At 64.5% G+C, this 20,791-nt stretch carries 16 protein-coding genes and 1 tRNA gene; 8 read left to right on the forward strand and 9 right to left on the reverse strand.

Annotation, left to right across the window (positions count from 1 at the left end; all coding sequences use genetic code 11):
• Positions 1 to 146: 146 nt before the first annotated feature.
• Positions 147 to 497: a hypothetical protein gene (locus GGR23_RS03075; protein ID WP_246364872.1), complete on the forward strand. Its 351-nt coding sequence runs from the start codon at positions 147 to 149 to the stop codon at positions 495 to 497.
• Positions 498 to 609: 112 nt separating this feature from the next.
• On the opposite strand, the gene GGR23_RS03080 is transcribed toward GGR23_RS03075, so the two are convergent.
• Positions 610 to 1,350: an SIMPL domain-containing protein gene (locus GGR23_RS03080; protein WP_183364649.1), complete on the reverse strand. Its 741-nt coding sequence runs from the start codon at positions 1,348 to 1,350 to the stop codon at positions 610 to 612.
• Positions 1,351 to 1,580: 230 nt separating this feature from the next.
• Between GGR23_RS03080 and GGR23_RS03085 the strand changes: the two genes are divergently transcribed.
• The 3 genes from GGR23_RS03085 to GGR23_RS03095 all read left to right on the forward strand — a co-directional run bounded on the left by GGR23_RS03085 (position 1,581) and on the right by GGR23_RS03095 (position 3,935).
• A tRNA-Ile gene (locus tag GGR23_RS03085) sits at positions 1,581 to 1,656 on the forward strand.
• A gap of 191 nt (positions 1,657 to 1,847) precedes the next feature.
• Positions 1,848 to 3,335, forward strand: a complete 1,488-nt coding sequence (locus tag GGR23_RS03090) for a protein adenylyltransferase SelO (protein WP_183364651.1) — start codon at positions 1,848 to 1,850, stop codon at positions 3,333 to 3,335.
• Between the two features lie 102 nt (positions 3,336 to 3,437).
• Positions 3,438 to 3,935, forward strand: coding sequence for a heme-degrading domain-containing protein (locus GGR23_RS03095; RefSeq protein ID WP_183364652.1), 498 nt, complete (start codon positions 3,438 to 3,440; stop codon positions 3,933 to 3,935).
• Positions 3,936 to 3,957: 22 nt separating this feature from the next.
• Here GGR23_RS03095 and GGR23_RS03100 read toward each other — a convergent pair whose 3' ends face one another.
• Entirely contained in the window at positions 3,958 to 5,199 is a 1,242-nt protein-coding gene (locus GGR23_RS03100) for an AGE family epimerase/isomerase (protein WP_183364653.1), read from the reverse strand.
• Between the two features lie 201 nt (positions 5,200 to 5,400).
• On the opposite strand from GGR23_RS03100, the gene GGR23_RS03105 reads away from it, so the two are divergent.
• Positions 5,401 to 5,844 carry an ACT domain-containing protein gene (locus tag GGR23_RS03105; RefSeq protein ID WP_183364654.1) on the forward strand — a complete coding sequence of 148 codons (444 nt, stop codon included), beginning with the start codon at positions 5,401 to 5,403 and terminating at the stop codon, positions 5,842 to 5,844.
• Here the strand turns inward: GGR23_RS03105 and GGR23_RS03110 are convergent.
• Positions 5,837 to 7,834: a CocE/NonD family hydrolase gene (locus GGR23_RS03110; protein ID WP_183364655.1), complete on the reverse strand. Its 1,998-nt coding sequence runs from the start codon at positions 7,832 to 7,834 to the stop codon at positions 5,837 to 5,839. The genes GGR23_RS03105 and GGR23_RS03110 overlap by 8 nt on opposite strands.
• Positions 7,835 to 8,082: 248 nt before the next feature.
• Between GGR23_RS03110 and GGR23_RS03115 the strand changes: the two genes are divergently transcribed.
• Positions 8,083 to 9,693, forward strand: coding sequence for a SulP family inorganic anion transporter (locus tag GGR23_RS03115; RefSeq protein ID WP_343066594.1), 1,611 nt, complete (start codon positions 8,083 to 8,085; stop codon positions 9,691 to 9,693).
• Positions 9,694 to 9,947: 254 nt separating this feature from the next.
• Positions 9,948 to 11,420 carry a methyl-accepting chemotaxis protein gene (locus GGR23_RS03120; protein ID WP_183364657.1) on the forward strand — a complete coding sequence of 491 codons (1,473 nt, stop codon included), beginning with the start codon at positions 9,948 to 9,950 and terminating at the stop codon, positions 11,418 to 11,420.
• A gap of 17 nt (positions 11,421 to 11,437) precedes the next feature.
• Here the strand turns inward: GGR23_RS03120 and GGR23_RS03125 are convergent, their stop codons facing one another.
• The 5 genes from GGR23_RS03125 to bcoG all read right to left on the reverse strand — a co-directional run bounded on the left by GGR23_RS03125 (position 11,438) and on the right by bcoG (position 18,565).
• Positions 11,438 to 12,223 (reverse strand): carnitinyl-CoA dehydratase, encoded by a 786-nt coding sequence (locus GGR23_RS03125; protein WP_183364658.1) that lies wholly within the window; start codon positions 12,221 to 12,223, stop codon positions 11,438 to 11,440.
• Positions 12,220 to 14,286: an acetate--CoA ligase family protein gene (locus GGR23_RS03130; protein WP_183364659.1), complete on the reverse strand. Its 2,067-nt coding sequence runs from the start codon at positions 14,284 to 14,286 to the stop codon at positions 12,220 to 12,222. Before GGR23_RS03130 ends, GGR23_RS03125 begins: the two co-directional genes overlap by 4 nt.
• 4 nt (positions 14,287 to 14,290) lie before the next feature.
• The gene (locus tag GGR23_RS03135; protein WP_183364660.1) at positions 14,291 to 15,451 is read right to left on the reverse strand and encodes an acyl-CoA dehydrogenase family protein; all 1,161 of its coding nucleotides are present in this window, start codon (positions 15,449 to 15,451) and stop codon (positions 14,291 to 14,293) included.
• Positions 15,452 to 15,905: 454 nt separating this feature from the next.
• On the reverse strand, positions 15,906 to 17,399 hold the full coding sequence (locus tag GGR23_RS03140; protein ID WP_183364661.1) for a carnitine 3-dehydrogenase: 1,494 nt from the start codon (positions 17,397 to 17,399) through the stop codon (positions 15,906 to 15,908).
• A 263-nt stretch (positions 17,400 to 17,662) separates the two neighbouring features.
• Positions 17,663 to 18,565: a 3-dehydrocarnitine:acetyl-CoA trimethylamine transferase BcoG gene (bcoG, locus tag GGR23_RS03145; RefSeq protein WP_183364662.1), complete on the reverse strand. Its 903-nt coding sequence runs from the start codon at positions 18,563 to 18,565 to the stop codon at positions 17,663 to 17,665.
• Between the two features lie 113 nt (positions 18,566 to 18,678).
• Between bcoG and GGR23_RS03150 the strand changes: the two genes are divergently transcribed.
• Complete coding sequence (locus GGR23_RS03150; protein WP_183364663.1) at positions 18,679 to 19,668, forward strand: GlxA family transcriptional regulator; 990 nt, start codon at positions 18,679 to 18,681, stop codon at positions 19,666 to 19,668.
• Positions 19,669 to 19,723: 55 nt separating this feature from the next.
• Here the strand turns inward: GGR23_RS03150 and GGR23_RS03155 are convergent, their stop codons facing one another.
• Positions 19,724 to 20,785: an ABC transporter ATP-binding protein gene (locus GGR23_RS03155; RefSeq protein WP_183364664.1), complete on the reverse strand. Its 1,062-nt coding sequence runs from the start codon at positions 20,783 to 20,785 to the stop codon at positions 19,724 to 19,726.
• Positions 20,786 to 20,791: the final 6 nt, after the last annotated feature.

Raw genomic sequence — 20,791 nt, forward strand, 5'->3', positions numbered from 1 at the left:
GTTTCGCGCGTTATAGCGAGCGACGGGGAGGCGGCAGTTTCCTTAACCTTTGATGAACACCAGGTTCCGGTTCCGTTCAGTCGGGCTGACCTAAGGTGGAAACATTCCAATCCGGGGCAGATGCCCCGCCAGGACGGAGAAGAACGATGAAAAAGCTTTTTGCCCGTATGGGACTTGCAACCTTGATTGCAGGGGCGACCCTTGCCGGACTGGCCCCCGCAGCTGCGCAGGCGGACGATTTCGGTATCGAATTCCGCTTTGGCGGCGATGACGGTTACAATCGCGAATACCGCCATCACCGCTGGAACAACCGTTACGAAGGCCGTCGTGGCTGCCGGCCGGACCGGGCGCTGGAGATCGCCCGCTACGAAGGCCTGCGTCGGGCCCATATCAGCCGCGTTACCCCGCGCGTCGTGGTGGTGAAGGGCCGTGGCCCCTATGGTTGGGAGCGGATCGTGTTTGCGAATGTCCGCGGTTGCCCGATTGTCGACCGCTAAGGATCGGACGACAGCGCAAGACAAAGAAAGCCCGCGGCGACGCGGGCTTTTTCGTGTGCGCTGGGGCAGGTGGTTGCCGGGGCTGAGTGGCCCCGGCGTTGCCCTGCGGCTTTTACTGCTTGATCGCGAAAGTCACGTTGACGGTGACGTTATAGGCGTTCTCGCCGGGGGCCATCGGCACCATGCGGTCGCCTGCGGCCTCCTTGGGGGCGGCCATCATGGCTATGGGCATGGGCATCGGATTGGAGACGGATTCGGAAATGTCGACGAGACGGCCGATCTCCACCCCGGCAGCCGCGGTCAGTTCGCGTGCCTTTGCGATTGCATCCTTCATCGCCTTCTCGCGGGCTTCCTTCATCACCGCGTCGGTGTTCTCGTTGACGAAGCGGATATCGCCGCCCTGATTGATCCCGAGGGTGACCGACTTGTCGATGAGCGCACCGGCCTTGGAAATGTCGCGCAGCCTGACGGTAAGGGAATTGGTCGTCTGGTAGCCGACGAGTTCCGGGGGCTTCTGGCTTCCGTCGCTGTTCTGGCTGTAGTTATAGACGGGCTGGATGGTGAAGCCCGAGGTCTGCAGGTCCCGGTTTTCGATACCATCCGCCTTGAGCGCCTCGAGCACGGCGGTCATCGCCTTGTTATTGGCGTCGAGCGACTCGCGCGCGGTTTTCTCCTGCTTCGTGACCGAAAGCGTCACGACTGCCATGTCGGGCGTTGCCCGTGCCTCTCCATTGCCGGAAACGGTGATGGTGGCCTCGCGGGGGGCATTGTCGTCGGCGAGCGCTGCGGATGCAGCAAGGCAGGCGCCGGCGGCAAGAGCCAGGGCGAGGGGACGGGCGTTCAGAAATCCCATGGCGGATCCTCATGTGGTGCCCGCCTGCATTGGCAATCATCGCCGTGGCCAGAGCGGGCCGGTTGGGGGAAGGGCGGGCAAGCGTATCGAAACGTTCATCCCGCCACTGGACACGACTGTTGCGCGAGATTGTGAAGCGATTACGGCAGTCTCTTGCCGCTCGATGGAAATTCCGCTAGACGGGACCGGCCCGCCGGAGACCATTGCGGCGTGCGAGGGCATATGCCCGAGGGCCTGTAGCTCAATGGTTAGAGCCGGCGGCTCATAACCGCTTGGTTGGGGGTTCGAGTCCCTCCGGGCCCACCAGTTCTTTCATGCAACTCTCAGGTTGTTGCTCCGCGCCGTTTTCTCCCGCCGGGGGCTCCAAACCCGTCGACCTGCGGCAATCGGAGGGGCAATGGCGGTCTTTCTCACACGGCTGCGCTTCTCCGGCTCTTTCCCCGCTGCTGCGCCGTGCCTATATGCGTGAATGAAATCAGGGCAGGAAAGGGCAGGTCATGGCAGGGGTCGCAGATCAGGCGTTTCGGTTTGACAATTCCTATGCGCGGCTGCCCCGGCGGTTTTATGCGGAGACCCAGCCTTCGCCCGCATCCGGGCCGCGTCTGGTGGCATTGAACACCGCGCTGGCCAGGGAGATGGGGCTCGCGCTCGAGACCATGCCGGCCGAAGACCTCGCCGCCATCTTTTCCGGCAATCGTCTTCCGGAGGGCGCGCTGCCGATTGCGACGGCCTATGCGGGCCATCAGTTCGGCGGCTTTTCCCCGCAGCTCGGCGACGGGCGGGCGGTGCTTCTCGGCGAGGTGGTGACGCCCGATGGACGACGGCTGGACATCCAGCTGAAAGGGGCGGGCCGCACGGTGTTTTCGAGGGGCGGGGACGGGCGCGCCGCCCTCGGTCCCGTCCTGCGGGAATTCCTCGTCTCGGAAGCCATGCACGCACTCGGCATTCCCACGACACGGGCGCTCGCCGCCACCACCACGGGCGATCCGGTCTACCGCGAGACGGTGCTGCAGGGTGCGGTCCTCGCGCGCGTTGCCTCCAGCCACATCCGCATCGGCACCTTCCAGTATTTCGCTGCCCGACAGGATCACGAAGCGCTCCGGCTGCTGGTGGATCATGCCCTGGAGCGGCATTATCCCGAGAGGGTCGATGCCGAAAACCGGGCTCTTGCGCTGTTCGAAGGGGTGATCGCCCGGCAGGCGGCCCTTGTCGCGGAGTGGATGCGCGTGGGCTTCGTGCACGGGGTGATGAACACCGACAACATGTCGATTTCGGGCGAAACCATCGATTACGGTCCCTGCGCCTTCATCGATGCCTACGATCCCGCCGCGCGCTTTTCCTCCATCGATACCGGCAGCCGCTATGCCTTTGCCAATCAGGGTGCGGTTGCGGAATGGAACCTCGCGCGGCTCGCCGAAGCGCTGCTGCCGATCCTCGATGCGGATGAAAACCGCGCGGTGGAGATTGCGACGACGGCGCTGCGGACCTTCTCGCCGCAGTTTTCGCAGCACATGCTTGCGGCGATGCGGGCAAAGCTCGGCCTGCTGGCATCCGAGGACGAGGATGCGGCTCTGATCCGCGATTTCCTCCGGGCCATGCACCAGGGGTCGGCCGATTTCACGCTCACGTTCCGGGCGCTCGGCAGGGCGGTGCGCGAGGGCCACGGCTTTGCCGAGGTCGAGGCCCTGTTTGCCGATGCGACCGGCTTGCGGGATTGGCTGCCCCGTTACGAGGCGCGCCTTTCGCGGGAAGAAGCCACGGCTGCAGCGCGTGCGGAGCGGATGGATCGGGCAAACCCGCTCTACATTCCGCGCAACCATCAGGTGGAAACCGCGCTCGCAGCGGCTGCCGAAGGCAGCTTCGACGTGTTCAACGACCTGCGGGACCTGCTCAGGCATCCCTATGAGGAGCAGCCGGGCAGGGAAGCCTATGCCGCGCCTCCACCCTCGGACTTCGGGAACTACCGCACCTTCTGCGGCACCTGAGGGGATCGGCGCCTGCCGTCACTTTCCACGGCAAATTACGCTTCGGCCCTTTTCCTCGCCGTCCCGCTCGGCCATTCTGGCCGGGACCAAGGGAGGGCAGGCATGACCATCGACAAGGATCTCGATTGCATCCAGCGCCAGGAGCAGGCGCTGCAATTCGATCACTTCAATCTCGAAACCGCCTGGCAGGTGGGCTCGCTGATCCATCAGATGGCGGCCAGCCGTCGGCTGGGCGTGGTGATCGACATCACCCTGCATTCCATGCCCGCCTTCTACGCCGCCTTGCCCGGCACGACGGCGGACAACGCCAACTGGGTGCGGCGCAAGCGCAACCTCGTTCTCCGCTTCCTGCGCAGCAGCTACGCGGTGGGGCTGCAGCTGCAGCGCCAGGGCGTGACGGTGGAGCAGAAATGGGGGCTTTCGCCCGCCGATTTCGCGCCCCATGGCGGCAGTTTCCCGATCCATGTGCGCAATACCGGCGTCATCGGCGCAATCACCGTATCAGGCCTTCCCCAGCGCGAGGACCACGCGCTCGTCGTGGAGGCGCTCGCCATCTTCCTCAAGCAGGACCCCATCGATCTGAAACTGCCCGATCAGTGACCGGGCAGCGTTCTCCGCCCCGTCAGAGACGGTTTGCCTCGATGATCATCTTCGTCAGGCTGCCTTCCGAAGGATAAAGCGGAATGAGGCAGGCCTGCAGGGCATGATAGATGTCCGCCTTGCCGGTGAAGAGCGTGTATTCCGGCTTGAGATCCTCGCTGAGCTGCTCATGCCAGCCGCCATTCTCGCGGTCGATGAAGGAGGCGGCGATGCGGTTCCAGATGCGGCGGTAGCTCTGTTCGTGGAAGTCGCTCGGGAAATGGGCGTTGAGGAAGGCCGCGGCGCCTGCGCCTTCACAGAGCGGCCACCAGAGCTTGGCGGTGCGGGAGGGTCGGTTCTCCCAGTCCAGCGTGTAGTAGAAGCCGCCATGCTCCCGGTCCCAGCCGAGCGACATGGCCTGGAAGAACAGGGCGCGTGCGGCTTCCGTCATCCAGTCGCGATCCTTGCCGGTCAGCGCCCAGAGCTGCAGGATGAGCCGTGCCCATTCCAGCGAGTGGCCGGGTGTGGTGCCGGAGGGGCGGAACATCTCGTGTCCGCTATAGGCCTCGTCGAGCTGCCAGTCTTCGGTGAAGTGTTCCGGAAGGCGATAGCCGCAGGCCTGGGCATGGCAGCGGATGATCAGCTCGGCGATGCGCTCCGCCTTGTGGAGGTAGTCGCGCTCGCCGGTCGCCTCATAGGCGGCCATCAGCGCTTCCGTCAGATGCATGTTGGAGTTCTGGCCGCGATAGGGGCCGATGGGGGACCAGTCGGTCCTGAACTCCTCGGCAATCGCGCCGTGTCCGTCTTCCCAGAAACGGGTGTTGAGGATTTCGGTCACGTCCGCCAGCATGGAGAAGGCAAGCGGATGCCCGACAAGGCTGGCCGAGGATGCCGCAAGCAGGACGAAGGCGTGGCCGTAGCCCTGCTTGGTCGTGTCGGCGGGACCATCGTCGCGGATCGCCCAATGATAACCGCCGGCATCCGGGTCCCTGTGCCTGTTCCAGATGGTCTGCATGCCGTGATCGATCATGTCCTCGAGCCCGGGGCGGCCCATGAGATCGCCGATGACGGCGCAATGCACCATGCGCGCGCTCATGTGCACGCCACACGCGGCAGAGGGGTCGACCTTCACCGCACCCTTCGCATCGCATTCGCGAAATCCGCCGGCGGGGTTGATGGTGCGCGGTCCGAAAAAGGTGAAGAGCCGCTCGGCCTCGTTGAGCAGCCAGGTGCGATGAACCGGGCGCCGGGCCCAGGGCAGGGTGTCGGTGATTGCGTCTGACATCGTGGCTCCTCCTCGAACGGAACGGTTTTAATCGATTGGCGCCGGGCTTTGAAGCGCGATATCGTTCCGCACGGTTCCGCTTCACAGTTTGATTCATGCGCTTGGCAAAGACGGTGTAAAGGCGAAGCAAACCATTTGAAAAAATTCGGATTTCGGGTGGACGGACAGTCGGACCGAAAGGCAGCCGGCGGGGAGGCGGAGATGACGGGAGAATCCAATCTTTCGAGTCTTTTGAAGGGGATGGAGCCTGTTCTTCAGAAGGAGATTCTGGTCTTTGCCACCGTTCCTGAAGAGCGAGAGGCCCTGCTTCCCCAAAGGCTCTCCGTTGTGGGGCAATTCCGCGAGGCGGAGGGGCTGACCCTGATCCTCCCGCAGAGCGAGGCGCGGGATGCCGGCCTCGCCTGTTCCGGACCGATGCGCCAGATCACGCTGACCATCCATTCCTCGCTGGAAGCCATTGGCCTGACGGCCGCCTTCTCAGCGGCGCTGACCCGCGAAGGCATCAGCGCCAATGTGGTCGCAGGCTTTTATCACGACCACATCTTCGTGCCGGAAAAGGATGCGGAGCGAGCCATGGCGGCGCTTCTCGCCCTTGCCGCGCAGGGCGGGCAGGCCGCTCCGCCAACCCGGGCACCATCTACATGAAGTCGCGGGCGATCTTCTTTTCCCAGGATTTTTCGAACACCTGACGATCGTCCTCGAAGGCGGTCACGCGGGCTGACAGCAGCCAGTCCGTTTCCGTAGCCCTCAGGGACGCGCGGCATTCGGTGCGCACCGACCAGTCCGTGCGTCTGGCCTCGGTCGTCCAGTGGCAGTTGCCGGAGACGGAGAGCGGATCGTCGGGGGCGATGCTCCAGGTTTCCCTGCGGCATTCGCGCGTGGCAAGCCCGGTCGCTGGATGCTCGTTGAGACCGGTATCCTCCAGAATGCGATACTCCACCCGGTTGCGCGTCAGGTCGCGATAGACGCCGCGCTGGGTGGCCGAGGGCGAACGGCTGATGTATTTCGGCAGCGGATCCGGGTTTTCAGGCTCCTTGACCGAGATGCGCCGGTGGCTTCCCAGAAGCGGCAGTCCGACCGTCAGCGAGCCCTGATCGAAGGTCACGCCGGGATCGGAGGGCGGCGGCAGGATGAGCGGCCAGTAGGCCGTCGAGAGCGAAAGGCGGATCCTGTGGCCGCGGCGGAAGCGGTAGCCGCAGGCATCCAGCACCATGCGCACCTCCACGAATTCCCCCTGCGGCATTGCTTCCGGCTTCGCATAGGAATTGCGATGGGCGAGGTTGAGCACGCCGAAGCTCACGCGGGTTGCGGTCCCGTCGGGATGAATGTCGACCAGCCGCGCGGCGAGATTTGCAAAGGCCCCCTTGGTCGAGACACGGAAGGTGAGCACGGGCTCGCCGAGATAATCCCTGTCCTCTTCGAGAACGGGCGTTTCGAACACCAGCGAACCGGCGTCATCGATGCGCTGGTCGCCCGCCATTTCCGCATCCGGCTTCAGCGTGAAATATTCCCCGGCCATGATGCCGGTGTCGAGCGGGGATCGAAGATAGGCCGGGCGCACCGCATTGGCCAGCGCAGGGCCCTCGGCCAGCCTCCCGTCCGCATCGATGTGGAGCAGCTGCTGTTCGGGCTTCGACCAGCTGTCCTTCGACACCCAGAAGCCCGGATCCGCATCGCGACGCACCGCCGGGCGGGGCGCGTCGAGAATGTAGGCGCGCATCTGCGGCCAATGTTCGACGCCCGTCTGTTCGTCGCGCAGCCAGCGGTTCCACCAGGCGATTGCCTCGCCGTGGAAATCCGCGCGCGGCTTCGGGAAGGCAAAATGCGGGTACTTGTGCACCCAGGGGCCGATGAGCGCCTTCGCCTTGGAACCCATGCCTTCGATCGCCTTGATCGGAGTGTTGCGATAGCCATCCGCCCAGCCGGCGATGACGAGCGCCGGAATTTCGATGTTGTCGAAGGCTTCGCAGACCGATCCATGCTGCCAGAATTCGTCGCGTCGCTGGTGCTGCAGCCATTCCTCGAGGAAGAAGGGCTCGTCCCGCAGGCGCGTCATCCACATGTCGCGCCATTTGTCGCCCACCAGTGCCGGGTCCGGCGAGCGTGACTGGTAGGCGAGCATGGTCGCCGCCCAGGAAAGCTGGGCCGAGAGGTGGCAGCCGTTCTTGTAATGGATGTCGTCGTTGTAGCGGTCGACCGTGGAGGCAATCGAGATGACGGCCTTCAGCGCCGGCGGCTTCATCGCGGCAACCTGCAGACAGTTGAAGCCGCCCCATGAGATGCCCATCATGCCGACCGAGCCGTTGCACCAGGGCCGGGCAGCGATCCAGGCGATGAGTTCGCAGGCATTGGCGAGCTCGAGCGGGGTGTATTCCCCGTCGATCACGCCCTCGCTCTCGCCCGATCCGCGGATGTCGACGCGGACGCCGGCAATGCCGGCGGCGGCGAAGACCGGATAGGTGGACTCGTCGCGCGGGGCCGTTCCGTCGCGCTTTCGGTAGGGCAGGAATTCGAACACGGCCGGGACCGGGTTCAGCTCGGCATCATCGGGCAGCCAGATGCGGGCCGCAAGGCGTGTCCCGTCCGCAAGGGTGATCCACTGGTTTTCGATGACGGAGAAGGGGCGGTTGCTCATGGCCGGCTTTCGTAGACGATGGTTTTGCTGGCGCATTCAATCCGCGGCACAGTCCGCTTGCAAGGCCGGCAAGCGGCTCTGCCCAGCCTTTTTCCGACTGGAGCTGGCCGCTGTAATCTGAAGGTGAAAAAAGCCGGACTTTTCCAATGGAAGGTTGCTCGAAATGCGCAGACAGCCATCGTATCCACCGGCCCGGTGATTGAGCGGCCCCTTTGCGGATGCTACGGACACGGCAGGGAATCAAGGGGGTGACCGTGGAACCGTGGCGCAACGGGCTGGCCGGCTTGTCGATTGCCGGGCTTCTGCTGCCGGAGGCCGTGGCTTACGCGGCCATTGCCGGTCTGCCGCCCGATCGCGCCATCATTGCGGCCATCGTCGGCTGTCTCGCCTATGCGCTCGCCGGCCAGAGCCGCTCTGCAATCGTCGCGCCGACTTCGTCCTCGGCAGCCATGCTGGCCGCCACGCTTGCGGCCATCCCGGGAGATGCAGCAGCGCGCGACGCCTTTGCCACATCGGTGGTGCTGATGACCGGCGGGCTTTTCGTCCTTGCATCGCTGTTTCGGCTCGGCGGCCTGACCGGTTTCATCTCCCGTCCGGTTCTGCGCGGATTCTCCTTCGGCCTTGCGGTCACGATCATCCTGCATCAGTTGCCGGATCTCCTCGGAATCCATGCATCCGGCACCAATCTCGCTTCCTTTCTTGCGGACCTCTTCCGCCAGCTGCCGCAGGGGCGCCCAAGCGTGGTGGCACTCGGATGCCTGGCACTTGCTCTCCTGCTGTTCCTCCGGCGGTGGACCTGGTTTCCGGGACCGCTTCTGGTGATGCTGGCCGGCCTTCTGCTCGGCCACTTTATGGAGCTGGAAAAACTCGACATCCTCACGGTGGGGCGGATCGACTTCGCGCCGGCCCTTCCGGGCCTCGACCTGCTGCCGCCGGCGATCTATGCGGAACTCGGCCGCTACAGCCTTCCGCTGGTGCTCATCCTGTTTGCCGAATCCTGGGGAACCGTCCGCTCCCTCGGGCTTCGTGACGGCGGCGATCTCAGGGCCGACCGCGAGCTTCTGGCCTTCGGCCTCGCCAATCTTGCAAGCGGTCTCCTTCGCGGCATGCCCGTCGGGGCCGGTTTCTCGGCAGGCAGTGCGGCGCAGGCCGCGGGGGCGAGCAACCGCCTGGCCGGCGCATTCGCGGCTCTTTCCGTCGGGCTGATGGTGCTTTTCGCCGGGCACGCCATCGAGACCATGCCCCGTGCCATTCCCGCCGCCGTCGTCATCGCGGCTCTCGTGCATGCGCTTGATCCCAAGCCCTTCCTGCGCCTCTGGAAGATTGGCCGCGACAACTACCTCGCAATGGGCACGGCTGCCGGCATTCTCGTCTTCGGTGTGCTGAACGGCATGTTGCTGGCCGTCGTGCTGTCGCTCGTCGCCATGTTGCGCCGGCTCTCGCATCCGCATGTCGCGCGGCTGGCGCGTCTTCCGGAAAGCCGCGATTATGTGGATGCTGCCCGCCATCCGGACGCCCAGCTGCCGGTGGGTCTGGTGATCCTGCGGCCGGCAGCCCCCCTTTTCTACGCCAATGCCGATACGGTTCTCAGCGCCGTTGCCCGCATGGCACTCGAAGAGCCGCTCGCCCGCAATGTGGTGCTGAGCCTGGAGGAGAGCTTCGATCTCGATACCACCGCGCTGGACCAGCTGGTCGATTTCGATCGCCGGCTTTCCGGCAGCGGGCGGGTGGTTGCCTATGCCCGCGTTCATGATCACGTTCGCGATCTGATGCAGCGGGCGGGGGAGGACGGGCTTCTGATGCGATGCCACTATAGCGTGGACGATGCAGTGCGGGCGCTCACCGGAACCGGGAACTGAGACCTGCAGACAGAGGCGGGTCAAGAAAAGCCATTTTCGCAGTTTCGCTCATGAACTGTCAGCCCGGTGAGGCGTCTTCGGGGTTGCATTTCTTGATATAAACACATGTTTATATAATTTAGATACCTTTTCTACCTTAGTATTATTTCTTTTCTACTGCTTGGTAACAATTGATAGATTCCTCTTCACGGATCTTTAACCCTTTGCCCCAAGATTCACCGGATGCGGTGACCAGCAATCCCGGGAGGATGCAGATGGGCGAGCGCGCTTGGAATCTGGACGTGGATACGGATGACGAGGTTGCCTCCGCCGTGGAGGACAGTCTGGCCCTGCCGGCTCATTCGTCCGCCTTTCTCCAGGAGACAATCCAGAAGCTCTTCCAGGGCGCTTCCGAGCTCGGCATCGACATCGTCGACATTGCGGGCAATATCCAGCAGACGGCCACCCAGACCAAGCAGCAGGCGGACAGTCTGCAGCAACTGACGCGGGATGCGGAAGAGATTGCGCTTTCCAACCAGTCTCTGGCTTCGGGAATGTCAGAGGCGGATGCGTCTGCCGTGCGGGCCCGCCAGTTGCTTGCCCAGTCCTCCGGCAATCTTTCCGCCTCCATTGCCGAAATCGACCAGATGCTCGGGACAACAGCCGGGATCGGCTCGGAGATTGCCTCCTTTGCCTCCTCGATTGCCGATGTCGACAAGGTGGCCACGGAAATCAGCTCCATTGCGCGGCAGACCAATCTTCTCGCGCTCAACGCTGCCATCGAGGCTGCCCGTGCCGGCGAGGCCGGCAAGGGCTTTGCGGTGGTGGCTCAGGAGATCCGGGCTCTCTCGCTTCAGACCTCGCAGGCTACGGCCGCCATTCTGGAAACGCTGAAGGTATTGCGATCAGGCATTTCCCAGCTCGGAAAGGCCGGCAAGGACGTGACGGGCTGCGCCACAACGGTCAAGCAGCAGTCGATCAGCATGAGCGCATCGTTCCAGGAAATGGAGCAGGGCATTCTCAGCATTCTCGACGGCACCAGCACGATGGCCGGCACCACGAGCCTCATCAATCAGCAGGCCCAGGGCTTCGTCAGCGCGATCGAGCGGATTTCCGCCGATGTGGCCATGTCGAACGAGGCGCTGCAGAATGCGGCGAAGGGCGCCGACCGCGTGGTCGGGCTTTCGGAGCGAATGATCCAGCTGACGGGCAGCACCGGTGCGCGCACCGAAATCAGCCCGTGGGTGGATATGGTCCGTTCCACCGCGCAGCAGCTGTCGGAACGCTTCGCCGAGGGACTGCACACCGGAAAGCTCCATCCGAGCGAACTCTTCGACCACCGCTATCAGCCGATACCGGGTACGGACCCGCAGCAGTTCCTGACGGGCTTTACCCGCTTCACGGATATGGTCGTCCCCGAAATCACGGAGCCCGTTGTGGCGTCTGATGGGCGGATCGTGTTCTGCGCGCCCGTGGACGTGAACGGGTACCTGCCGACCCATAACCGGAAGTTCTCCCAGCCACAGCGGCCGGGCGACCCTGTCTGGAACAATGCAAACTGCCGCAACCGCAGGATCTTCAACGACCGCGTCGGACTTGCCGCCGGGCGGAGCACGGAGCCCTTCCTCGTCCAGACCTACCGTCGTGACATGGGCGGCGGCGTCTTTGCCATGATGCGGGACATCTCGGCCCCCATCTTTGTCGAAGGCCGCCACTGGGGCGGCCTCCGGCTAGCGGTCAAGCTATAAGCGGGACCGGAAATCCCTCACTTGCCCTTCCAGACGGGATCGCGCTTCTCGGCAAAGGCGCGGGCGCCTTCCAGCTGGTCTTCCGAACCGTAGAGAATGTCCACCGTGCGCAGCTGGCGCTTGGTGATGCGGTTCATCGTGTCCTGGAATTTCGCGCCTTCCGCCTCGCGCACCACTTCCTTGATGGCGGCATAGACGAGCGGCGGGCCGCTTTCGAGCAGGCGGGCGAGCTCCCAGGCGCGATCCAGCAGCTTGTCGGCAGGCAGGATCTCGTTGACGAAGCCCCAGCGGTGGCCTTCCTCCGCGTCCAGCCAGCGGCCGGTGAACAGCATGTCCATGGCAATGTGATAGGGAATGCGCTTCGGCAGCTTGATCGAAGCCGCATCCGCCACCGTGCCGGAGCGGATTTCCGGCAGCGCAAAGGTCGCGTGTTCGGCAGCAAGGATCATGTCCGTCGAAAGCGCGATCTCGAAGCCGCCGCCGCAGCAGATGCCGTTGATCGCCGCGATGATCGGCTTGTTGAGGTCGCGCAGTTCCTGCATGCCGCCGAAACCGCCGACGCCATAGTCCCCGTCGACGGCATCGCCGGCCGCGGCGGCCTTCAGGTCCCAGCCGGGGCAGAAGAACTTTTCGCCAGCACCGGTGATGATGGCGACCCGCAGGGTGTCGTCGTCGCGGAAATCCTGGAAGATTTTGCCCATGATGCGGGAGGTGACGAGGTCGATGGCATTCGCCTTCGGCCGGTCGATGGTCACTTCCAGAATGCCGCCTTCGCGGCGGGTGCGGATCGGTCCCTCGGTCATGCTTTTCTCCTCCTGATCAATGCGTCTGCCGCCACGGCGCCCTGGCCTTCCGGCAGCACCATCACGGGGTTGATGTCCAGTTCCTCGAACGTCTCGGCATGGGCCGTCACATAGGCCGCGGCGCCGGCGACCGTCTTCACCAAGGCTTCCACGTCGCCCTTTGCCTGGCCGCGATAGCCGGACAGCAGCTTGTTCACCTTCAGCCCTGCTATAGCCGAGCGGATTTCCTCCTCGGTGGTGGGCAGCGTCAGGATCGCCGCATCCTCGATCAGCTCGACGAGAATGCCGCCGGCACCGACGGTCAGCACCGGTCCGGCTACCGGATCGCGCATCGCGCCGATGATGATTTCAGCGACCGGCTTTGCGACCATCTTTTCCGCAAGATAGCCCTTGGCCACATGGGCCATGCCTTCGGCTGCCTCCAGCACCTCCTCACGGGTCTTCAGGTTGAGCTTGACGGCACCGGCTTCCGTCTTGTGGGCGACGCCGAGGCCCTTCAGCGCCACCGGCAGCCCCATGCGGGTTGCGGCATCGGCAATGGCTGTCGGCGTCGGGGCCACGACGCCTTCCGGCACGGGCACGCCGAAGGCCTTCAGGGCAGCCTTGGCATCCGCCTCGGTCAGGGTTTCGCTTTCCCCCTCCGCGTCCGTCACCTTGATCAGCGGCGCTGGCGCGGGTGCGGCCCAGGCAGCGCCGATGTCGGCGGCAATCTCGGCGGCGGAAAGCGCTTCGTCGATGCCGCAGAGCGGCACCATGCCCATTTCCATGATCTTGAAGGCCACGTCCTCGTGCATGTTCTCGCTGATCGAGGCGACGAAAGCGGCCGGCACGCCCGCATTGGCGCGGCTTGCATTCTGCATGGCCTGGACGGTGATCCACCAGTCCTCATAGGTGCAGCGGTCGGCCCGCGGGAAATCGAGGATGATCATGTTCAGCGCGTAACCACCGGCCATCATGGCGGTGAAGGCGGCGGTCTGGCGCTCCAGATTGCCCCAGACGAAGGTGTGGTAATCGAGCGGGTTGGCGAGCGTCACCATCTCGCCCAGGCTTTCGCGGAGCGGCTTCAGCTGGAAGTCCTTCAGCGCCCGGAAGTGCACCTTGCGCCCGACGGCCGTATCCGACACCAGCGAGGCCTCGCCGCCCGAACAGCTCATGGAGGAGACCTCGTAGGAGGCAAGCGGCCCGTAGACATGCAGCAGCTTCAGCGCTTCCAGCATGACGGGGAGGCTTGAGACCTGGCCGATGCCGAGCCGCTTCAGCACGGCGGAGGAGACGGCGTGGTTGCCCGCAAGCGATGCTGTGTGGGAGACGGTCGCCTTCTGCGCGGCTTCCGACTTGCCGACCTTCAGCGCCACGACGGGCTTCTTCAGCGCGCGCGAACGCTGCGCCAGCCGCTCCAGCGCCTCGATGCTGTCGATGCCCTCGATATGGAGTCCCAGGGCGGTGACACGGGGGTCTTCGAGCGCGGCAATCGCCATTTCCGACAGGCCGGTCTGCGCCTGGTTGCCTGCGGTCATGATATAGGCAATCGGCAGGCCGCGGGTCTGCATGGTGAGGTTCAGCACGATGTTGGAGGACTGGGTGAGGATCGCCACACCCTTCTCCACCTTGATGAGCCCGTGCTGGTCCGGCCAGAGGAGCGCGCCGTCGAGCGCGTTCACGAGCCCGTAGCAGTTGGGGCCGATGATGCGCATCGAGCCCGCCGCCTTCACCAGTTCAGCCTGAAGATCGGCACCGTCTGCCAGCTCCGACTGGGCTTCGAGAAAGCCCGACGCATAGCAGATCGCCCCGCCCGCACCCCGTTCGGAGAGCTGGCGGACGATCTCGACCGAAAGGTTGCGGTTGACGCCGACGAAGGCGGCATCGGGCGCGGCCGGCAGGTCGGCCACCGAGCGGTAGCACTTGCGGCCGTAGATTTCGTCTTCCTTCGGATGGACCGGCCAGATCTCGCCGGCAAAGCCCATCTTGTCGCACTGGTAGATCACGCGGCGCGCCTCCTTGCCGCCGAAGACCGCAATGGTCTTCGGACGCAGCAGGCGGTCGAGGCTGTTCAGCTCGGTCATCGGGTCACGCTCCGAAGGGACGCAGCAGGTCGCGGCTGATGATGTGCCGCTGGATTTCCGAGGTGCCGTCCCAGATGCGCTCCACGCGCGCATCGCGCCAGAAGCGGGCAAGCGGCAAATCGTCCATCAGGCCCATGCCGCCATAGATCTGGATCGCCTCGTCGGTGACGCGGGCGAGCATTTCGGACGCGTAGAGCTTCGCCGAGGCGATCTCGCGGTTGGCCGGCAGCTTCTGGTCGAGCCGCCATGCGCCATGTAGCGTCAGGAAATCGGCGGCGTCGATTTCGGTGATCATGTCGGCGAGCTTGAAGGAGACACCCTGGTTCGCGCCGATCGGCTTGCCGAACTGCTTGCGCTCCGCCGCATAGGAAACCGCATAATCGAAGACGCGGCGCGCACGGCCGACGCAGGAGGCGGCCACCGTCAGGCGCGTGCCGTAGAGCCATTCGTTGGCAAGATCGAAGCCCTTGTGCAGCTCGCCGAGGATCTGGGCGGAGGGCAGGCGGCAATCGGTGAAGTTCAGGATGCAGTTGTGGTAGCCGCGATGCGAGACCGAGGAATAGCCCTCGCGGATCTCGAAGCCGGGCGTGCCGCGATCCACCAGGAAGCAGGTGATCAGCTTCTTCGGACCCTTCGGCGTCTGCTCCTCGCCGGTCGCGATGAAAACGATGACGAAATCGGCGATGTCGGCATGGGAGATGAAGTGCTTGGTGCCGTTGACGATCCAGTCGTCGCCGTCCTTTTTCGCGAAGCATTTCATGCCGCGCACATCGGAACCGGCATCCGGTTCGGTCATGGCGAGCGCATCGAACCTGTCGCCCTTGACGGCGGGGATGAGGTAACGTTCGCGCTGCTCGTCATTGCAGCCCATCAGGATGCCCGAGGGGCGGCCGAAATAGGCGGCGAGACCCATGGAGGCACGGCCGAGCTCCCGCTCCACCAGCGTGAAGGTCAGATTGTCGAGGCCAGCGCCGCCGACTTCCTGCGGGAAGTTGCAGGCAAAGAAACCGAGTTCCTGGCTCTTGCGCTTGATCTCCTGGCCGATTTCCTTCGGCACGATGCCGGTGCGCTCCACCTCGTTTTCATGCGGGTAGATTTCCGTTTCCACGAAATTGCGCACGGTGGAGACGATCATCTCCTGTTCTTCGGTAAGGCCGAAATGCATCCGTCTGTTCCTCCAACATGCTTTCTGCCGCCTGTCGCGGCCTGTTCAATTCCTCTGGTCGCTCCTGCGTGCTCTGGGACAGCACGGGCGGTAGGGACGCCCTGCAGGAGCGGCCAGGGGAATTCGAGAGTCGCGTATGCCGAAACCTACCCCCCTCTGTCCCTGCCGGGACATCTCCCCCTCAAGGGGGGAGATCGACCGTGGGTTCTTGGTTTCCTCAAACAACTAGCGTCTCACCTGCCGATACGTTGGCTGGGGACTACCCACAAAAACCCCATCCCGATCTCCCCCCTCGAGGGGGAGATGCCCGGCAGGGCAGAGGGGGGTGCCGCACTGCAAACTCGACGCCGCGCAGGGCAGAGGGGGTGCCGCACGGCAAACTCGACGCCGTGCAGGGCAGAGGGGGGCACATCGCCAAACTCCCCGCCCAGCAAGCAACCTCAACGCCTCGCGGTTACCCCTTCTTCTGCCCCACGTGCCTGCCAAAGCCTTCCGGCACCGGCAGGCTCGCATGGGCGTCGGCGATTTCCTTGACCTTGGCGAGAACATGGGCGGGGGCAGGGCAGGCCTTGGCGGCCTTGCTGTCCACGTGCACCATCATCTGCTCGGCCGTGGCGAGGATGTCGCCGGTCTTCGCGTCGTGAATGCGGCTGAAGTAATGCAGGCGCTTCTCGTCGTGGGAGACGAGCTGGAGCGTGGAATAGATCTCCTGGCCGAGCTTGGATTCCCCGAGATGGCGGATATGGGTCTCGACCGTGTAGTAGGAGTGGCCGGCTTCCACATACTCCATGTCGACGCCGATCAGCCGCAGCAGCGCGTCCGAGGTGTCGCCGAAAACCTGCAGGTAGCGGAATTCGGTCATGTGGCCGTTATAGTCCACCCAGGCGGGCGAGACCTTGATGTCGAGCAGGCGGAGCGGCTCGACCTTCACCTCGACCTTCGCCTTCGGTGCGTTCTTCCAGAGATGCTCCTCGAATTCGGCGAGCAGCTTGCCGGCACCCCAGCCGCGGCCTTCGTCGCCGGCCTTCAGCGCCTGCATGATGCCGCAGAGGTTCTGGTCGCGGATGCGCTCCAGCTCGCGGATCCCGCGTGCGCCGGACTGGGCGTCGGACTGGTTGGCGATCTTGTCGATGAGCTCGTCGGTGAGATCGACCACGTCCGTCAGCTTGGTCCAGGGCCAGGAAAGGCAGGGGCCGAACTGGGCGATGAAGTGGCGCATGCCCGCCTCGCCGCCGGCGATGCGATAGGTCTCGAACATGCCCATCTGCGCCCAGCGCATGCCGAAGGAGTAGCGGATCACGTCATCGAGCGTCTCGGTGTCGCAGATGTCGTCCTTGATCAGCCACAGGCCCTCGCGCCAGACGGCTTCCAGCAGGCGGTCGCCGACGAAGGCCTCGATTTCCTTGTTGATGATGACGCCCTTCATGCCGATGGGCTTCAGGCGGTCGCGGGCGGTTTCGAGCGTTGCGCGCGAGGTCTTCTCGCCGCCGACCAGCTCGGCGAGCGGCAGCAGGTAGACGGGGTTGTAGGGATGGGCGACGAAGAGCCGCTCGGGATGCTTCATGTCCCGCTGCAGGTCGGTCGGCTTCAGGCCCGAGGTGGAGGAGCCGATCAGCGCATCGGGCTTGGCCGCTGCGTCGATCTTGGTCAGCACGCCGCGCTTCAGGTCGAGCCGCTCGGGCACGGATTCCTGAATCCAGTCAGCGCCTTCCACTGCTTCTTCAAGGCTCTGGCAGAAGGTGAGCTTCCCCTTCGGCGGCAGCGGGGCCATGGTGAGCAGCCTGTAGGCGCGCTCGGCATTGGCGATGACTTCGCCGACAATGCGCTGTGCTTCCGGATGCGGATCGAAGACCTTGACGTCGATGCCGGCGAGCAGGAAGCGGGCAATCCAGCCCCCGCCGATGACGCCGCCGCCGATGCAGGCCGCTTTCTGGATCTGAGTGGTCATGGGTTTATGTCCTGTGTTCTCAATGCGTTTAAACAATCGGGCGGTTCGGGCGTGGCCACCTCATCCGCCTGCCGGCACCTTCTCCCCGCCGGGGAGAAGAGACCTGGGGCGGCTGCCTCATGCTCCCTCCCTTGAAGGTGCTACCCCCACCCCTGGCCCCTCCCCACAAGGGGGAGGGGGATATGGGCGACGGGCTCAACCTGCTCCCTCCCCCTCGTGGGGAGGGCCGGGGTGGGGGTCCCAAAAAGCTTGGGATGCTTTCCTTACCGCTTCGTCAGCTTCAGCTTCTTACGCACTTCATCCGGTCCGATGACGCGGGCGCCCATGCCTTCGATGACCGTGACGGCCTTTTCCACGAGCTGGGCATTGGTGGCGAGCTGGCCCTTGCCGACATAGAGATTGTCTTCGAGGCCGACGCGGACATTGCCGCCGGCAAGCACGGCGGCCGCCGGATAGGCAAGCGCGTTGCGGCCGATGGAGAAGGCGGAGAAGGTCCAGCTGGCGGGCACGTTGTTGACCATGGCCATGAAGGTGTTCAGGTCATCGGGTGCGCCCCACGGAATGCCCATGCAGAGCTGGATCAGCACCGGATCCTCGATCAGGCCTTCCTCGACCAGCTGCTTGGCGAACCAGAGATGACCGGTATCGAAGGCCTCGATCTCCGGACGCACGCCGAGATCCGTCATCATCTTGGCCATGGCGCGCAGCATGGACGGCGTGTTGGTCATCACGTAGTCGCCGAGCGAGAAGTTCATCGTGCCGCAGTCGAGCGTGCAGATTTCCGGCAGGCACTGGGCCACATGGGCGACGCGCTCGGTGGCGCCGGCCATGTCCGTGCCCTTCGGGTTGACCGGGAAGGGGGCTTCCACATTGCCGAATACCAGGTCGCCGCCCATGCCGGCGGTGAGGTTCAGCACCACGTCGATCTCGGCGGAACGGATGCGGTCGGTGACTTCCTTGTAAAGCTCGAGGCCGCGGGCGGCAGCACCGGTTTCCGGATCGCGCACATGGCAGTGCACGACGGCTGCACCGGCCTTGGCGGCATCGATGGCGCTTTCGGCGATCTGCTTCGGCGTGATCGGCACATGCGGCGACTTGGAGGTGGTGTCGCCGGCGCCGGTGATCGCGGCGGTGATGAAGACTTCGCGGTTCATGGAAAGGGGCACGGTGTTCTTCTCCCAATGTTCGATGCGGTCATTTCGTCGGAAAGCGGCCGTCCATGCTTTCCGTTATCGGAGACAGATTTGACATTATCGGAACAGTGCCCCAGAGTGCCCGGATGCTGTCGCCCGCTGACGAACGCCTCGATGTCGACCTTCTGGTCGTGCCCGACACCAACCTGCTCCTGGTTGCCTCGGTGATCGAACCCATGCGCGCGGCCAACCGCATTGCCGGCATGGACCTCTATCGCTGGCGCATCTTTTCCCCTGACGGCCAGCCCATCGAGACGCGCTCGCGCATTCCGATCCCGGTCGACGGCGCCTTCCGGCCGGAACGGGAAACGGAGCCGCTTTTCGTCATCTCCTCCTACAGCTGGAAGGATGCGGCGACCTCTTCGCTGAAACGCCTGCTTTCCCGAACGGCGCGTTACCGCTCGATGATGGCGGGCATCGAGTCGGGCACGTGGCTGCTGGCGGAGACGAGCCTGCTCGACGGGTTCCAGGCGACGGTTCACTGGGAGGATTTTGACGATTTCGCCGCCGCCTACCCGGCAATCGCAGTCACCCGGGAGCGCTTCGTCATCGACCGGAAACGCATTACGACAGGCGGATCCCTGCCGACGCTCGATCTGATGCTGGAGATCATCCGCCGGCGGCAGGGCTATTCGCTGGCGCTGGAGGTTTCCCGCATCTTCACCTACGAACAATCGGGCTTCCGCCCGGAAACGACGGCGATGCCCTCGACGGGCAGCCTGCGCATGGTGGACGAAAGGGTGAGCCAGGCCATCCGCCTGATGGAGGAAAACATCGAGCAGCCGCTTCTGCTGTCACGGCTGGCGAGGCGGGTGGGCCTCAGCGCCCGCCACCTGCAATCGCTGTTCCACGCGATGATCGGCGTTGGGCCGCATGTGCATTATCTCGCCGTCCGGCTGAATGCGGCGCGGCGCAAGGTGATCGAGACGCGCACGCCCTTCGCCGACATCGCACTCGCCACCGGCTTCAATTCCGCGTCCGCTTTCTCAAGGGCCTACAAGGCCCATTTCCGCGAAAGCGCCAGCGAAACCCGGAAGCGATTGCAACGGCAGGGACAGGCTGCGGACGGCAAGTGAGGCGAAGGAACGGGGTAGGAGAGGCGGCGGGCCTGCCCGCCACCCCGTCAGCGCTTCAATCCCGAATGACCAGCAGATCGCGCGCGGCGAAATGCAGGGTCACCTTTTCGCCGGCGGCAAGCGGCGTCAGGCCCGGATCGTTGAACATGTCGAAGGAAATGGTGTTGCCACCGACATTGAGCCGCGTGCGGACCACCGAGCCGAGGAAGCTCGAGGCGACCACCTCGCCGGGCAAGGCGGTATCGGTGCGGGCCGTTGCCTGGAGTGACGCGGCTTCCGGGCGAAGCGCGACGGCCACCTTGTCGCCACCCCGCGACTGGGCCAGCGAATCGCGGATCTGGATGGCATGTTCGCCGATGCGAATGCGGTTTGCCTGCGGATCCTCGACCGTTGCCTCGATCAGGTTCAGGGTTCCGACGAAGGACGCGACGAAGCGTGTGGCCGGGCGGTTGTAGATGTCGGAGGGCGTCCCGATCTGGTCGGCGCGGCCCGCGTTCATCACCACGATGCGGTCGGAGATCGACAGCGCCTCCTCCTGATCGTGGGTCACGAAGACGGTGGTGATGCCGAGCTGCTGCTGGATGAGGCGGATTTCCTCTCGCAGCGATACGCGGATCTTGGCATCGAGCGCCGAAAGCGGTTCGTCGAGCAGCAGAACCTGCGGCTTGACCGCAAGCGCGCGTGCCAGCGCCACGCGCTGCTGCTGGCCGCCGGACATCTGGTAGGGATAACGCTCGGCGAGATGCTCCAGATGGATCAGCGCCAGCATCTCCTTGACCCGCCTGTCGATGTCGGCGCGCGCCATGCCGGCGACCTTGAGGCCGAAGGCGACGTTCTCGTACACCGTCATGTTGGGGAACAGCGCATAGGCCTGGAACACCATGCCGATGTTGCGCTGGTTGGGCTTCAGCGTGGTCTGGTCGACGCCATTGATGCGGATCGTGCCGCCCGAGGGCGTTTCGAAGCCGGCGATCATGCGCAGGATCGTCGTCTTGCCGCAGCCGGACGGGCCGAGAAAGGAAACGAATTCCCCCTTTTCGATCGCCATGTTGAAGTTATGGACGACCTGCACCGGGCCGAAGCTCTTTTTGATCTCAGAAAGCGCGAGAAAGGACATGGGTTT

Source organism: Gellertiella hungarica, assembly GCF_014197145.1.
Taxonomy (GTDB): domain Bacteria; phylum Pseudomonadota; class Alphaproteobacteria; order Rhizobiales; family Rhizobiaceae; genus Gellertiella; species Gellertiella hungarica.